This window comes from Bullifex porci (assembly GCF_009695635.1).
GTDB lineage: Bacteria > Spirochaetota > Spirochaetia > Sphaerochaetales > Sphaerochaetaceae > Bullifex > Bullifex porci.
The window spans coordinates 120,468-133,718 of record NZ_VUNN01000001.1; the positions used below are offsets into that span (position 1 = coordinate 120,468).

A 13,251-nucleotide genomic window follows, 5' to 3' on the forward strand; every position below is an offset into this window, starting at 1 on the left:
AATATGGAAAAGATTATTTTTGATGTTGATACAGGTCATGATGATGCAATTGCTATTGCAATGGCAGCTGGACTAAGAGATGAAATTGACGTTTTAGGATTAATTGCAACTAATGGTAATGTTGCTCTCTCTAAAACGCTAGAAAATACATTAAATGTTGCAGAGGCAGTAGGCCTTGAGTGCCCTGTATTTTATGGCTCATCAAAGCCTCTTTTAAGGGATGTAGTTGCTGCAGGTGATTTCCATGGTGAGAGTGGACTCGATGGCACTACCTTTGAAAAGAGAAAGAAGCAGGAGTGTAAGGGTAATGGTATTCTTTGGGCAATTAATACAGTTTTAAATAACCCAGGAGAGATTACCTTCGTTTCTGTTGGTCCATATACAGATTTAGCAATTTGTATTAAAGCTCATCCAGATTTTGCTAAGAGCTTAAAGAGAATAGTTGTAATGGGCGGCTCTATGGGAAGAGGTAATGCAACTGATAGTGCAGAGTTTAATATTTGGGGAGACCCTGAGGCTGCTGAGATAGTCTTTAACTGTGGTGCTGAAGTAGTTGCTATGCCTTTAGATGTTACTCTTAAAGTAATTCTTGATGAAGAAATACTTGAAAAAATAAAGAGTGAAAAGGATAGTAGCTATAAAAAGCTTTTGCTATCACAGCTTGATTTCTATATTAAAGCAAACAAGATAAATAATAACTCAATGCCTCATATGCACGACCCATGTACTATTGCATATTTAGCTGACCCTACAATATTTAAATTTGAACAGCGTAATGTACATGTTGAGACTAAGGGAGCATTAACATATGGTAGAACTGTTACTAGTGATATCGATGAAAATGCTAAGGTCTTTTTAGGTGTTGATGCAAACCTAGAGAGGTTTTGGGAGCTCTTCTTTAAGGCCTTCAGAGCTTTGAAGTAGTAATAATTGTATACAATTTTATTTAGATAATTGTAAAAAAGAAAGAATAAATATATCTTTGTCCTATGCAGATTGGTGTATATGGACTTGGTAGATTTGGTTCCTTCTGGGCTTCTATGTTAGCTCGTCATCCATTTTCAAGCGATGCTAAAGTAGTTGGATACTCAAGAAGTAATCATAAATTACCTTTTGGTGTTGAAGCGGTGAGTGAGGATGAGGTCCTCTCTTCAGATATATTATTCTTTTGTGTTGCTATTTCATCTTTTGAGGATGTGTTAAAGCGTGTCTCTTCAAGAATTAAAAAGGGTGCAATAGTATTAGATACTTGCTCTGTAAAAACATATCCAACAATGTGGATGCAAAATAATCTTAATAAGGATGAGTATTGTTTAATTGCATCACACCCAATGTTTGGCCCTGATAGTGCTAAAAATGGAATTAAGGGATTACCTATTGTACTTTGCAAAATTAGTGAGGATGAAAGATATACCTTAATTAAGGATTACTTTGTACGTATTGGTCTTGATGTACTCGAGATGACTCCTCGTCACCACGATAAGGAGGCTGCTTACTCTCAAGGCGTTACACACTTCGTTGGTCGTACCTTAAGTGAGCTAGGAATGTGCCCAACTCCTATTGCAACTCAAGGATATAAGTCTTTGATGACTATAGTTGAGCAAACCTGTAATGACCCAATTACACTATTTTATGATCTTCAAAAATATAATCCTTACGCTAAGGAGATGAGATTATCACTTCAGGTTGCGATAGAGAAGGTATTAAATACTCTAGCTGAGCAGGAGGGGGATCATTGAAGGTTTGTGTTTATACTCTTGGCTGTAGACTTAATCAATGTGAGAGTGAAGCAATTTGTGATAGCTTCTTAAAGGAAGGCTATGAAATTGTAAAGGAAAATGATGAAGCCTCTCTTTATATTGTAAATACCTGTACTGTAACGAGTAAGGCAGAGCAAAAGGCTCGTAGGATGATTAGAATCTTTTCAAAGAAGGGTGAAGCAGTAGTTGTCACTGGCTGCTATGCTCAGATGAATGAAAAGGAGATAAAGAGCTTAAGCGATAATATTATTTGTATTCCTCTTGTTAAGAAGGCATCTCTACTTGATTTAGCTAAGCATATAAAAACCTCCCTAGTAGCTAATATCTCTTTATTTGATAGTGTTTCATCATTTGCAGAGGTTGAAACCTCTCCATTTAGCTACAATGCTCAATCATTTTCATACCACTCTAGAGCATATTTAAAGATTCAAGAGGGGTGTGATAATGAGTGTGCCTACTGCCGTGTTCATATTGCAAGAGGTAAAAGTCAGTTTTTAGATCCTAATGAGGTTATTGCTAGAGCCTTAGAGCTAGAGCGCTCTGGCTTTAGAGAGATCGTTCTAACTGGTGTTAACCTTACTATGTATGACCATGAGGGAGAAGGTCTTGGTGGTGTATTACTACGCTTATTACCAAAGCTCTCTCTTAATACAAGATTAAGACTATCCTCTATGGAGCCTGACCATATTGATGAAAAGCTAATTGAGGCTTGTAGTGATGTAAGAATGCATCCTCACTTTCATATTCCTCTTCAAAGTGCAAGTGATAAGGTATTAAAGAGAGTAAATAGAAAGTATTCAGCTTCACACTTAGAGTGGGTTATATCTAATTTAAGAGCTGTTAAGGATGACCCTTTTATAGCTTGTGATGTAATAACAGGACTTCCTGGAGAAGAGGAAGAGGACTTTGAGATCACAAGACGCTTCTTAGAGGAGAAGCAATTTGCAGCTCTTCATGTCTTCCCATTTTCACCTCGTCCTGATACTCCATTGATGAATGCAAAAGATAGAGTTGAGGAGCGAGTAAGAGATGAGAGAGCTTTAATTTTAAGAGAGCTTTCAAATAAGCTAAGTGATGCTTATATCACTCGTCAAATTGGTAAAAAAAGCGAGGTACTATTAGAAAGTAGGAAAAATGGTGCGTTCTATGGAACTACCGGAAACTACTTAAAGGTAAAGATAGATAGTGTTCCATTAAATGCTCAAAGAGGTGAGATATTAAAGGGACACATAGAAAAAAAAGGTGTATTTATTGTAGATGAAAGCTGATTTTGATTCTCCAAAAGTAAAATCAACAATAATAAGACTTGCGCTTCCTATGATCGCAGCGCAATTTGTTAATCTATTATATTCTATTGTCGATAGAATATTCATAGGACACATTCCAGGTGTTGGGCCAATTGCACTAACTAGTGTTGGTCTCTGCTTTCCTATCATTCAAATTGTTGCTGCTTTTACAAACCTCTATGGCTTTAATGGAGGAAGTCCTCTATCGAGTATCGAAAGAGGAAAGGGGAATTTAAAGGAAGCAGGATTAATAATGGGAAATAGCTTCGCTCTATTAGTAATTACTGGAGTAGTCTTAACTATTATTACACAGTGCTTTGCTTCTCCACTTTTATATATTTTCGGTGCTAGTGAGAAAACAATTAGTTATGCAATTGAGTATTTAAGAATATACTCAATTGGCTTTACATTCTCTTTAATTGCAACTGGAATGAATGCATTTATTAATAGCCAGGGCTTTTCAAATATTGGAATGAAGACTGTTTTAATAGGTGCACTATTAAACTTTATCCTTGACCCACTATTTATCTTTATTTTTAGTTGGGGCGTTAAGGGTGCAGCCCTTGCAACTTGTATCTCACAATGTGTATCAGCACTATGGGTACTTAAGTTCTTAACTAGCTCTAAGCCTATATTAAAGCTTAAAAGAGAGGAAATGATTCTTGAAGCAAAGAGAGTAAAGAGTATAGTAACTCTCGGAACCTCTGGCTTTATTATGGGTGCAACAAACTCTGCAGTACAAATTGTTTGTAATAGAATGGCACTCTTATATGGTGGAGATCTTTTAGTTGGTGCATTTACTATTATTAACTCTGTAAGAGAGATCTTCTCAACTCCTGTAAATGGCCTTACAAGTGCTACTAGCCCTGTAATGAGCTATAACTATGGAGCTAAGCGCTTTGATAGAGTTATGAAGGCAAGTAACTTTGCTATAATGGTATCTGCGACATTTACATCTATTTTTACACTTACTATCTTGCTTTTCCCGCAGATGTACATCCGCTTATTCTCAAGTGATACTCAAATGGTAGAGGTAACTACTAGGGCGTTAAGAATATATTTCTCACTCTTTGTATTTATGAGCTTCCAGCAGGTTGGTCAAAGCACCTTTGTTGCACTTGGAAAAGCAAAGCAAGCAATATTCTTCTCCCTCTTTAGAAAGATAATAATTGTAGTTCCACTAACAATTATACTTCCACTCTTTATGGGTAGTGATGGTGTAGTTGCTGCAGAACCTATTAGTAACCTTGTTGGAGGTATGGCTAGCTACCTTACAATGAGATATATAACTAGTAAGGAGTTTAAGAGGGCTGCCTCTTAATTCTTTCTGTAATAATTATTTCAGGGTCTGGGATCATAACACGAGAGTTGGCTGGAATTGAGGTTTTAATCCAGGTTGAGGAGCCAATTGTTGTATTGTCCCCAATTGTTATATCACCTAGTATAGTTGCATTTGCATAAATTGTTACATTGTTTCCAATAGTTGGGTGTCTTTTTGCTCCCTTTAATAGCATACCACAGCCATCCTTTGGAAAGGATAGTGCTCCTAAGGTAACACCCTGATAGATTTTAACATTGTTTCCAATAACTGTTGTTTCACCAATTACTACACCTGTTCCATGGTCAATAAAGAAGCTTTCACCAATTTGAGCACCTGGGTGGATATCAATACCAGTTTCTCTATGCATAAGCTCGTTCATCATTCTTGGAACTAATGGAAGCTTCTCTGTAAATAATAGATGTGCAACACGATGGACAGCTAATACCTTTAATGCTGGATAGCAGAGAATTATTTCGTGTTGGCTTCTAGCTGCTGGGTCGCCCTTAAAGCCAGCTTCAGCATCTTTTTTTATAAGTGTTCGAATATTTGGAAGCTCTGTTAATACTATATCAACTATTTCTTCAACTCGTTTTTTAGCTTCCTCTTGGCTTAAGCCCTCATAGAGGAGAGCTAGTAGAGCCTCTTCCTCTAAGATAGATGAAAATCTTTCCATCTCGGCTTTAATAACACATTCAAGTGTTTCACAGCAACTTTCTTTAGCTCTTCCGGGAAAGAGTAGCTCCATTAGGGATTTTATTAATGTTGCTACATCCTCCATCCTAGGAAGAGCCGTTAAGCCTTGAAAGTGGTGTACTCTCTTTACTCTATCAAATGATGCTAAATAATTGCAAATATATCGCTCAACATTCATGGACGAAATATAACACCAAAATCGAGTGAATAAAAAGAGAAAAACTAATTATTCTTCTTCGTTTTCGCTTAATAGCTTGCCAACATAGTCACGAAGCTTAAATGCAACAAGTGAGCTTACTATCATTTTTAATACATCGCCAACAATAAAAGGAGTGAGTCCTCCTGCTAACGTTTGAGCAAGTGTTAGATGTCTTGAGTATCCAAGCCAGAATAAGCCAGGTATGTAAATAACTACAGTTGCTACGATAGAAACGATTAAGTAGTAGATAAAGGAGTACTTCTTATTCTTCTTAAGCATTAAGCCTGCAACTATTACAGCTGGTAGAAGACCAATTAAGTAACCACCTGTTGGTCCTGTAAGAGCTGCGATACCACCACCAGATGTAAAGATAGGTAAGCCGATGGCACCTAAGAATAGATAAACAAATACAGAGGCTGTACTAATTGAAAGAGGAAGTAGTAGTCCTGCGATCAAAGTAAAGAGTGTTTGAAGTGTGATAGGAACTGGTGGGAGAGGAATCTTGATGAAGGCTCCTACTGCAATTAGTGCTGCAAAGAGTGCGATTGTAACTGTCTTTAAAATCTTTGTTCTATTCATTGTAAACCTCCAAAGAACGAATCAGAGTTTACAAATAATTGTATGTTTTGTCTATCGCCAATTTTACAAATGATTTATTATTTAGCTATGTCAACAAAAGAAGAAGTTTTAAAAATATTAGAAAACAATCGTGACAGATATATCTCCGGCGAGGAGATGGCAGAGCTCTTAAAGGTTAGTAGAGCATCTATATGGAAGGGTGTTAAGGCTCTTTGTGATAGTGGCTATGAAATTGAAGGCTTAACTAAGAAGGGGTATAAGCTAATCAGCGATGATATCATGAGTAAGGAGACTCTAGAAGGCTTAATAAAAATTCCAGTTTTTTACTATCCTGAAATTGATTCAACAAATACAGAAGCAAAGCGATTATTAAGTAGTGGAGTAAAAGCTCCATTTGTAGTTATTGCTGAGGTTCAAACAGGTGGAAGAGGTAGAAGAGGTAGAAGCTTTATTTCAAATAAATGGGGAACCTACTACTCCTTAGTTATTGAAAATGATGATAGCTTCAATACAGAAAGTGTTACTACACGTTCCTGCTTAGGAACTGCCGATGCAATCGATAGCTTAGGCTTTAATACAAAGATAAAGTGGGTAAATGATATTTATCTAAATAATAAAAAGTGTGTTGGAATATTAACTGAGGGTGTAATTAGCTTAGAGGAAAATAGAGTTAGTGAGGTAATAATAGGAATCGGAGTAAATTACTTAACTAAAGTCTTTCCTGATGAGTTAAAGGATATTTGTATCTCTCTCTATCCTAATGGAAATGCTCCATTGACTCGCTCTGAGTTCTTAGCTTTGCAAATTGAAAAGGTACTTTCATCTCTACATGAGGAAAACTACATTAAGCGCTACAGAGAAAAGTGCTTTGTAATTGGCTTAGATATTAATGTTATAAAGCTCGATAGTATTAAAAAGGCTAAGTGTTTAGATGTTGATGATAATGCTCATCTTGTAGTTATGTATGAGGATGGTGAAATAGAGCACATTTCTAGTGGAGAAGTAACTATCCGTCCCTGTTGAGAAATAAGTATTAATTTTATATATTTAGCTTGGAGTTATTATGTTACAAAAAATAAAAGATCAATGGAAAGCGCTAGTTGAAAGTGAAGTTAAAGAATTAGCTTTAGAGAAGGGTGCAGACATAAGTGTAGATATTCAGGTGCTTACCCCTCCAAAGCCAGAGATGGGTGATGTTGCATTCCCAATGTTCTCATTTGCAAAGGCCTTTAAGAGTGCTCCACCTGTTATTGCAAATGAAATTAAAGCTCGTTTAGAGAAGAGAGAAGATCTTCCTCAGGGAGAGCTTTTAGTTGCAGGTCCATATTTAAATTTAAAGTTAAATACCTCATCCTTAGCTAAGGAGCTTTATGAGAAAGTCCTCAGTGAAGGAGAGTCATTTGGTAAGAATTCATCTCTTTCTGGAAAGAAGGTTATGATTGAATTCTCATGCCCAAATACTAATAAGCCTTTACACCTTGGTCATATGAGAAATGACTCTCTTGGTATGAGTGTATCTGAGATATTAAAGGCAAATGGTGCTGAGGTTATGAAGGTTAATTTGATTAATAACCGCGGTGTCCATATTTGTAAGAGTATGTGGGCTTATAAAACCTTCGGTGGTGATGAAACTCCTGAGTCAACAGGAGAAAAGGGTGACCACTTTGTTGGCCGCTACTATGTAAGATATGCTCAATATGAAAAGGAGTGTGTTGAAAAGGCACTTCTTGGTCATGAAAATGATGATGAAAAGGTTAAAGAGGAAATAAAAGCAGAAGCAGTAAGCAAAGCTAATGCAGAGCCACAGAGCATGCTTAAAAAGTGGGAGGATGGTGATAAGGAGGTCATTTCTCTTTGGGAGAAGATGAATGGCTGGACACTTGATGGCTTAGCTGAAAGCTATAAGAATATGGGTATTTCCTTTGATAAATATTACTATGAGTCAAATACCTATAAGCTTGGTAAGAGTGAAGTAATGAAGGGCTTAGATATGGGTGTTTTCTATCGTGAGACAGATGGCTCTGTCCAGGTTGATTTAACTAACATCGGTCTTGATAAAAAGGTTCTTCTTAGAAAGGATGGAACCTCAATTTATATTACTCAGGACCTTGGTACAGCTGTTTCAAGACATGAGGATTATCCATTTGATTCACTTATTTATGTAGTTGCTTCAGAGCAGCAATACCACTTTAAGGTACTCTTCCAGTGCTTAAAGCTATTAGGCTACACTTGGGCTGATGAGCTACACCATCTTTCATATGGTATGGTAAATCTTCCAAATGGTAGAATGAAATCTAGAGAAGGTACAGTTGTTGATGCAGATGACCTCTTAGCTAACCTTTCTGAGCTTGCAAAGGCAGAAATTATTGAAAAAGAAAGAGAGGATATGGTTGGCGATATCGATGAGACAGCAAGAAAGATTGCTCTATCAGCGCTTAACTACTATCTATTACAGGTAACACCTCAGAAGGATATGATCTTTAATCCTGCTGAATCTATCGCATTCTCAGGAAATACTGGACCATATTTGCAGTACATGGGTGCTCGTATTTCCTCAATGCTCTCAAAGTTTGATGAGGTTAAGGATGAGTATAAGGATACTCCATTTGATCCATCACTATATACATGTGATGATGAAAAGGCACTAATCAAGCTAATTGCTTCCTTCCCAGAGGTAGTTAAAAAGGCTGGTGAGGGTTATGACCCAAGTATTATTTGTACTCTCTTATATGATATTAGTAAGACCTTTAGCCACTACTATCATGATAACCAAATCCTAAAGGCCGATAGTAAGGAGCTAGTAGTTGCAAGAATTAATCTAGTTAAGATGGTTCTTCAGGTCCTTAAGAATGCATTTAGCTTAGTTGGTATCCCATTCTTAGAGTCAATGTGAGAATGAAGAGATAAAGTCCTCTATAAAGCTTTCACTCTCCTCTCTTTTTAAGCTTTCCTTTGCTGAAGCAGAAAAAAGAAAGGAGAGTAATTTTTTATTAGGAAAGAAAAGCTTTTTTCTCTCAATTAGGTTCTCTATTACAGCATCGCTTTGAGCTTCGATCATTAGATCTAGTGAGTTCTTTATTTCAAAGGCTTCATCATCGATCATATATCTTTGCTCTATAAGTGATAGATATAAGCTAAACTCCTTATCGTTATATATTTTTTCCCAGTGAGTATATACAGCAGTTAAAACTTCTGCTGAAGAGAGTGAGAAGTTAATATTAAATGTAAAGCGCGATAGTATTTTTTTTGCATTTTCATATAGTGAAAGTATTATTTCATCCTTTGATGAAAAGTAGTAGTATATTGAAGCCTTCTTTACTCCTAATTTATCAGCAAGTGTTGAGAGTGTTAGCTTTTCAAAGCCTTCTAATGAAATAATTGATATTGATGCATTTAAAATATCTATTTTAGTCATGTTTTAATTCTATCTAACGTTCGGTAGATTATCTAGTGGAAAAAAGCTTAAAAAAAGAAGTTTTTATTTTTATTCTTATTGTTTGAATTAGAAAAAATATTAATAATAGCCAAAGAAAAAACAAGAATACAGAGGATACTTTAGATATGTACGCACTCGTTGAAATTCTCGGCAAGCAGTATAAAGCTGTTGAAGGTGAAACACTGCAGGTCGATCTTCTCTCTCTCGCAGAGGGTTCAGCTTATGAAACAGACAAGGTTCTCGCTGTTGTTGACGGTGATAAGGCTACTTTCGGTACACCATATGTTGCTGGTGCTAAGGTAGTTGCTACAGTTGGCAGCGAAGTCAAAGGTGATAAGGTTAAGGTTTATAAGTTCCACAGAAGAAAGGGTTACAGAAGAACTCAGGGTCACAGAGAACAATATACTTTAATTACAATCAACAAGATTGAAGGCTAAGGAGGATCTAACATGGCACATAAGAAAGGTGGTGGTTCATCACGTAACGGACGCGATTCAAACGCACAGCGTCTTGGTGTTAAGAGATTCGGTGGTCAGGATGTAAAGGCTGGTGAAATCTTAGTTAGACAGCATGGTACAAACATCCACCCAGGTCAGAATGTAGGCCTTGGTTCTGATTACACACTCTTTGCAAAGGTTGCAGGTAAGGTTGCTTATATTGAAAGAAACAACAGAAAGTATGCAACAATCGTAACTGAGTAATCTAGTTAGTTAACAATTATTAATAACGTAGTAGTAGATTTTCCTATTACTACGTTTTTTTTTGCTAAAACGAAGTAAAAACTCTTGACAAAAGCATACCGGGGGGGGGTATTACTAAACTAGGTAAAACCTTTGCCAAAGCAGATACTTAATGTATATAGCTGTAGCCCGTAGGAGTAACATCCCACTGACTTAAATCATATATGGGGGAAGTATGAAGAGAGTCATTTTACTTTTGTTTTATTTACTATTTTCATTAGCAATACTATGCGCTTCTACTGTATCCTTTGTCGTTCCAAGCAATATTAAAGCTTATTCTTATGATAAAGCTGTTAATTGCTCTATCCCTGAAAATAGAGTTGTTACAATTAATCTTACAAGCTCTGATGTAATTTACTTCACTGATAGTGATGGTAATGAGTTTTCTTCAAAAATATTTAAAACAAAAAAGAAAGCAGTTGATGCTTCCTTTAGCTGGAATATTAATAATAGTAATCTTCGTTATTCTTTAGATGGCTCAGAGCCAACTGAGATAAGTGATAATAAAGTATTACTTTCTAACTTTAAAACAAATAATTTATCTATCTTTACACTTGAAGAGCAAGGTAATGATGGTTCCTGGAATGAGAGGGGAAGAGTAGGCTTTTTGCCTGTAAAGGAAATAAATGATAAGAAGATATCCTTACGAGTTACAGCATCCCCATATAGTATAGCTATCTACGATTTTATTCATGGTCATAATATAAAGGATGCGAAGTACCTTACTGTTACAAACTATGGCTATTCAATAGATAGTGAGCTTGGATACCAAATAAGTAAGAAAGCTTTACTTTATTTAGGTAGTGGATATGGCTACCAAATGAAGAAAGAAACAGTAATACCTTATGCCTTTAAGGTTACTTACTTTAAAGCTTATGGTGGCTTTGATTATAAGTTTTTAAACAAAAACAAAGTAACTTCATCTATTGGTATATTTGCTGGTGCCTTAATGGGTATTAATGCAAATGTTTATAGTATTAGCTCTTTACTTGGAGCTAGGCTTAGACTTGACTTAATAATCAACTCACATCTTAGCTTTGGGCTGCAAACACGATTCATAGCATCCTATAGTAAAGCCGAAGATAAGTACTACTCATCCATGTCTTATTTTATCGACCCAATAGCACTTTCTGTAGATATAAGGTTTTAGAGGGGTGTTAAGATGATTAAAAAAGTACTTCTTTTACTATTATCAATTTTAATACTTTTAACTTCCTGCTCTGGAGAGCTAAACAATGTGAGTAAGGGTGAAAATGATGTTAACTACTTTATTTACCCATATTTAAAATTTACTCTCTCACCTGATAGAACCTACTATATTGCATCGGTAGTTGAAGGTGCAAAACTCACTACTGTATCAGTTCCTGGGTATGTACATACAGACTTCGGTGCGATGCCAATTAAAGAGTTTGCAGGCTTTGAAAATATTAATGACTCAGTAAATCTTAAAGAGCTTACTCTTGATGTAAATGTAGAGAAGATTAAAGAAGGCTCCTTAGCTAAGGCAGAAAATCTAAGTATTGTTAAAACTACTGGTGATAAGGATGGGCCTAAGTGGGCTAATCTTCCAACCTTAATGAAGAGTGGTTATCACTTTATTGGTTGGAAGGCTGGTAATACTTTTGTTTACAATGGTATGCCAATTGATCCTAATAATAAGGATGCAGTTCCTGTTTGGGGTAAGCTAATTCATCATGCAGAAGTAAAAGCCTCATGTACAACTAATGGTTCTATCGAATATTGGCAGTGTGATGATTGTAATAAAATCTTTACAGATAGCTATGCTCAAAACTCAGTTAATGATGTATCTGTTCCTGCTGTTGGACACTTCTATCCATTAGTATGGGTTGAGCCTACAGAACCAACTTGTCTAAGTCAAGGTAATATTGGCTATTTTAGATGTGACCGTTGTGGTGGTGCATTTAGTGATGAAAATGGAACACAAGAAATTAGCGATGTTACAATTCCTAAGGTTGATCACCATGTCTCTGATAATATACTTCATCAAAGTGAAACCCACCACTGGTATCAGTGCATATGGTGTGGTACAGAAATTGATAAGAGCGAACACACTTGGAAGGATTGGGTAATAACAATACATGCAACACTTCACACTAAGGGTGAGAAATATCATGAGTGTAGTGTTTGTAATAAGAGAATAACAGTTGAAATTCCTGAACATGACCATATACCAGGTGTAATACTTGAAAAGCATGAGGCAACTTGTACTGAAGGTGCATACTACATAGAAAGGTGTGGAAATCCTGAGTGTGGTGAGAAAGTTCGCTTTGAAATAGAGAATGAACCAGCATTAGGCCATATTGGTTATATAGTAAATTTTAAAGAGTCAACATGCCAGGAAGAAGGTATATTGCAGCACTTCCACTGTACACGCTGTAATCTAAACTTTGAAAATCAATCTAGTGTAACACCTCTTAATAGTGTTGTAATTCCAAAGAAAAACCATGTCTTTAGTACAATATGGAGTTATTCTGAAACTGAACACTACCACTTATGTATTAACTGTAATATAGCAAAGTCAAATGTTTCAAACCATGTTTATGATCAAGAAGTTACTACTACGGACTATCTAGTTTCATCAAGTACGTGTGAACATGCAAATATCTATAAATATAGTTGTATATGTGGAAAAGCCGGAAATAATACATTTACTTCAGGTGTTGTAGGAGACCATGAATACACAAAGTGTGTTTCCCTTGATTACCAATATCACCAAAAGGCTTGTAAATGGTGTGATGAAATTCTTCCTAATTCTAAGGAAAAGCATGTATTTGATGAAACAAAATGTAATAAGTGTGGCTACGAGGTAATTAATGGTTCTGGAGGCTTTACTCCAATAATAACTGACAAACGTCCACAGGCTCATCTTACTTATTCAAAAGAAGGAACAACTTTTAATTTTACACTGGTTGATGATCGCCCAACTTATGCAATTGATGAGGTTAAATGGTATCTAGACGACAGACAGCAGGAAGAGACGGAATGGACTTTTTCTTTCACTGCACCACATAAGATGACCTATAAGGTCCTTTGTGTTTATTCAAATGATTATGGTAAAGGTTCACAGACGATAGTTGTGAATGGAGGAATATAACTAAGTTTTCAGTTGAGGGGATGTCATCCTCTTATGAAATAGAAATTAAAACAGGAGGATAAAATGAAGAAATTATCCATTTTCTTATTAACAGTGTTGCTGATAGCATCTCTGTTCGTATC

At 36.1% G+C, this 13,251-nt stretch carries 13 protein-coding genes; 10 read left to right on the forward strand and 3 right to left on the reverse strand.

Translation table 11 applies throughout. The features are described from left to right. The first annotated feature begins 3 nt into the window (after positions 1-3). From FYJ80_RS00545 to FYJ80_RS00560, 4 genes are all read left to right on the forward strand, one after another. Entirely contained in the window at positions 4-924 is a 921-nt protein-coding gene (locus tag FYJ80_RS00545; RefSeq protein ID WP_154424177.1) for a nucleoside hydrolase, read from the forward strand. A 65-nt stretch (positions 925-989) separates the two neighbouring features. Then, positions 990-1,739 (forward strand): prephenate dehydrogenase/arogenate dehydrogenase family protein, encoded by a 750-nt coding sequence (locus tag FYJ80_RS00550; RefSeq protein ID WP_154424178.1) that lies wholly within the window; start codon positions 990-992, stop codon positions 1,737-1,739. Further along, on the forward strand, positions 1,736-3,028 hold the full coding sequence (gene mtaB, locus FYJ80_RS00555; protein ID WP_154424179.1) for a tRNA (N(6)-L-threonylcarbamoyladenosine(37)-C(2))-methylthiotransferase MtaB: 1,293 nt from the start codon (positions 1,736-1,738) through the stop codon (positions 3,026-3,028). Before FYJ80_RS00550 ends, mtaB begins: the two co-directional genes overlap by 4 nt. Then, complete coding sequence (locus FYJ80_RS00560; protein ID WP_154424180.1) at positions 3,018-4,367, forward strand: MATE family efflux transporter; 1,350 nt, start codon at positions 3,018-3,020, stop codon at positions 4,365-4,367. The genes mtaB and FYJ80_RS00560 overlap by 11 nt, the downstream gene beginning before the upstream one ends. Here FYJ80_RS00560 and epsC read toward each other — a convergent pair. Together epsC and FYJ80_RS00570 are read right to left on the reverse strand one after the other, a co-directional pair. Beyond that, positions 4,348-5,238, reverse strand: a complete 891-nt coding sequence (gene epsC, locus FYJ80_RS00565) for a serine O-acetyltransferase EpsC (protein WP_154424181.1) — start codon at positions 5,236-5,238, stop codon at positions 4,348-4,350. The two genes, FYJ80_RS00560 and epsC, sit on opposite strands and share 20 nt — an antisense overlap. Before the next feature lie 48 nt (positions 5,239-5,286). Beyond that, on the reverse strand, positions 5,287-5,838 hold the full coding sequence (locus tag FYJ80_RS00570; protein ID WP_154424182.1) for a biotin transporter BioY: 552 nt from the start codon (positions 5,836-5,838) through the stop codon (positions 5,287-5,289). Positions 5,839-5,925: 87 nt separating this feature from the next. On the opposite strand from FYJ80_RS00570, the gene FYJ80_RS00575 reads away from it, so the two are divergent. Together FYJ80_RS00575 and argS are read left to right on the forward strand one after the other, a co-directional pair. Further along, positions 5,926-6,861, forward strand: a complete 936-nt coding sequence (locus tag FYJ80_RS00575; RefSeq protein ID WP_206360884.1) for a biotin--[acetyl-CoA-carboxylase] ligase — start codon at positions 5,926-5,928, stop codon at positions 6,859-6,861. A gap of 40 nt (positions 6,862-6,901) precedes the next feature. Then, complete coding sequence (gene argS, locus FYJ80_RS00580; protein WP_154424184.1) at positions 6,902-8,731, forward strand: arginine--tRNA ligase; 1,830 nt, start codon at positions 6,902-6,904, stop codon at positions 8,729-8,731. Here the strand turns inward: argS and FYJ80_RS00585 are convergent. Continuing rightward, a complete protein-coding gene (locus FYJ80_RS00585) occupies positions 8,723-9,253 on the reverse strand; it encodes a TetR/AcrR family transcriptional regulator (protein WP_154424185.1) in 531 nt (176 codons plus the stop codon). The two genes, argS and FYJ80_RS00585, sit on opposite strands and share 9 nt — an antisense overlap. A 146-nt stretch (positions 9,254-9,399) precedes the next feature. On the opposite strand from FYJ80_RS00585, the gene rplU reads away from it, so the two are divergent. The 4 genes from rplU to FYJ80_RS00605 all read left to right on the forward strand — a co-directional run bounded on the left by rplU (position 9,400) and on the right by FYJ80_RS00605 (position 13,129). Continuing rightward, positions 9,400-9,711 (forward strand): 50S ribosomal protein L21, encoded by a 312-nt coding sequence (gene rplU / locus FYJ80_RS00590; RefSeq protein WP_154424186.1) that lies wholly within the window; start codon positions 9,400-9,402, stop codon positions 9,709-9,711. A gap of 12 nt (positions 9,712-9,723) precedes the next feature. Further along, on the forward strand, positions 9,724-9,975 hold the full coding sequence (gene rpmA / locus FYJ80_RS00595) for a 50S ribosomal protein L27 (protein ID WP_154424187.1): 252 nt from the start codon (positions 9,724-9,726) through the stop codon (positions 9,973-9,975). Between the two features lie 214 nt (positions 9,976-10,189). Beyond that, on the forward strand, positions 10,190-11,164 hold the full coding sequence (locus tag FYJ80_RS00600) for a hypothetical protein (protein ID WP_154424188.1): 975 nt from the start codon (positions 10,190-10,192) through the stop codon (positions 11,162-11,164). A gap of 12 nt (positions 11,165-11,176) precedes the next feature. Then, positions 11,177-13,129, forward strand: a complete 1,953-nt coding sequence (locus FYJ80_RS00605; protein WP_154424189.1) for a hypothetical protein — start codon at positions 11,177-11,179, stop codon at positions 13,127-13,129. Positions 13,130-13,251 lie beyond the last annotated feature (122 nt).

Bases quoted from the DNA above. Each gene is read 5' to 3' on its own strand.
- FYJ80_RS00545 (WP_154424177.1), top strand. From the start codon at position 4: ATGGAAAAGATTATTTTTGATGTTGATACAGGTCATGATGATGCAATT.
- FYJ80_RS00550 (WP_154424178.1), top strand. From the start codon at position 990: ATGCAGATTGGTGTATATGGACTTGGTAGATTTGGTTCCTTCTGGGCT.
- FYJ80_RS00560 (WP_154424180.1), top strand. From the start codon at position 3,018: ATGAAAGCTGATTTTGATTCTCCAAAAGTAAAATCAACAATAATAAGA.
- epsC (WP_154424181.1), bottom strand. From the start codon at position 5,238: ATGAATGTTGAGCGATATATTTGCAATTATTTAGCATCATTTGATAGA.
- FYJ80_RS00570 (WP_154424182.1), bottom strand. From the start codon at position 5,838: ATGAATAGAACAAAGATTTTAAAGACAGTTACAATCGCACTCTTTGCA.
- FYJ80_RS00575 (WP_206360884.1), top strand. From the start codon at position 5,926: ATGTCAACAAAAGAAGAAGTTTTAAAAATATTAGAAAACAATCGTGAC.
- argS (WP_154424184.1), top strand. From the start codon at position 6,902: ATGTTACAAAAAATAAAAGATCAATGGAAAGCGCTAGTTGAAAGTGAA.
- FYJ80_RS00585 (WP_154424185.1), bottom strand. From the start codon at position 9,253: ATGACTAAAATAGATATTTTAAATGCATCAATATCAATTATTTCATTA.
- rplU (WP_154424186.1), top strand. From the start codon at position 9,400: ATGTACGCACTCGTTGAAATTCTCGGCAAGCAGTATAAAGCTGTTGAA.
- rpmA (WP_154424187.1), top strand. From the start codon at position 9,724: ATGGCACATAAGAAAGGTGGTGGTTCATCACGTAACGGACGCGATTCA.
- FYJ80_RS00600 (WP_154424188.1), top strand. From the start codon at position 10,190: ATGAAGAGAGTCATTTTACTTTTGTTTTATTTACTATTTTCATTAGCA.
- FYJ80_RS00605 (WP_154424189.1), top strand. From the start codon at position 11,177: ATGATTAAAAAAGTACTTCTTTTACTATTATCAATTTTAATACTTTTA.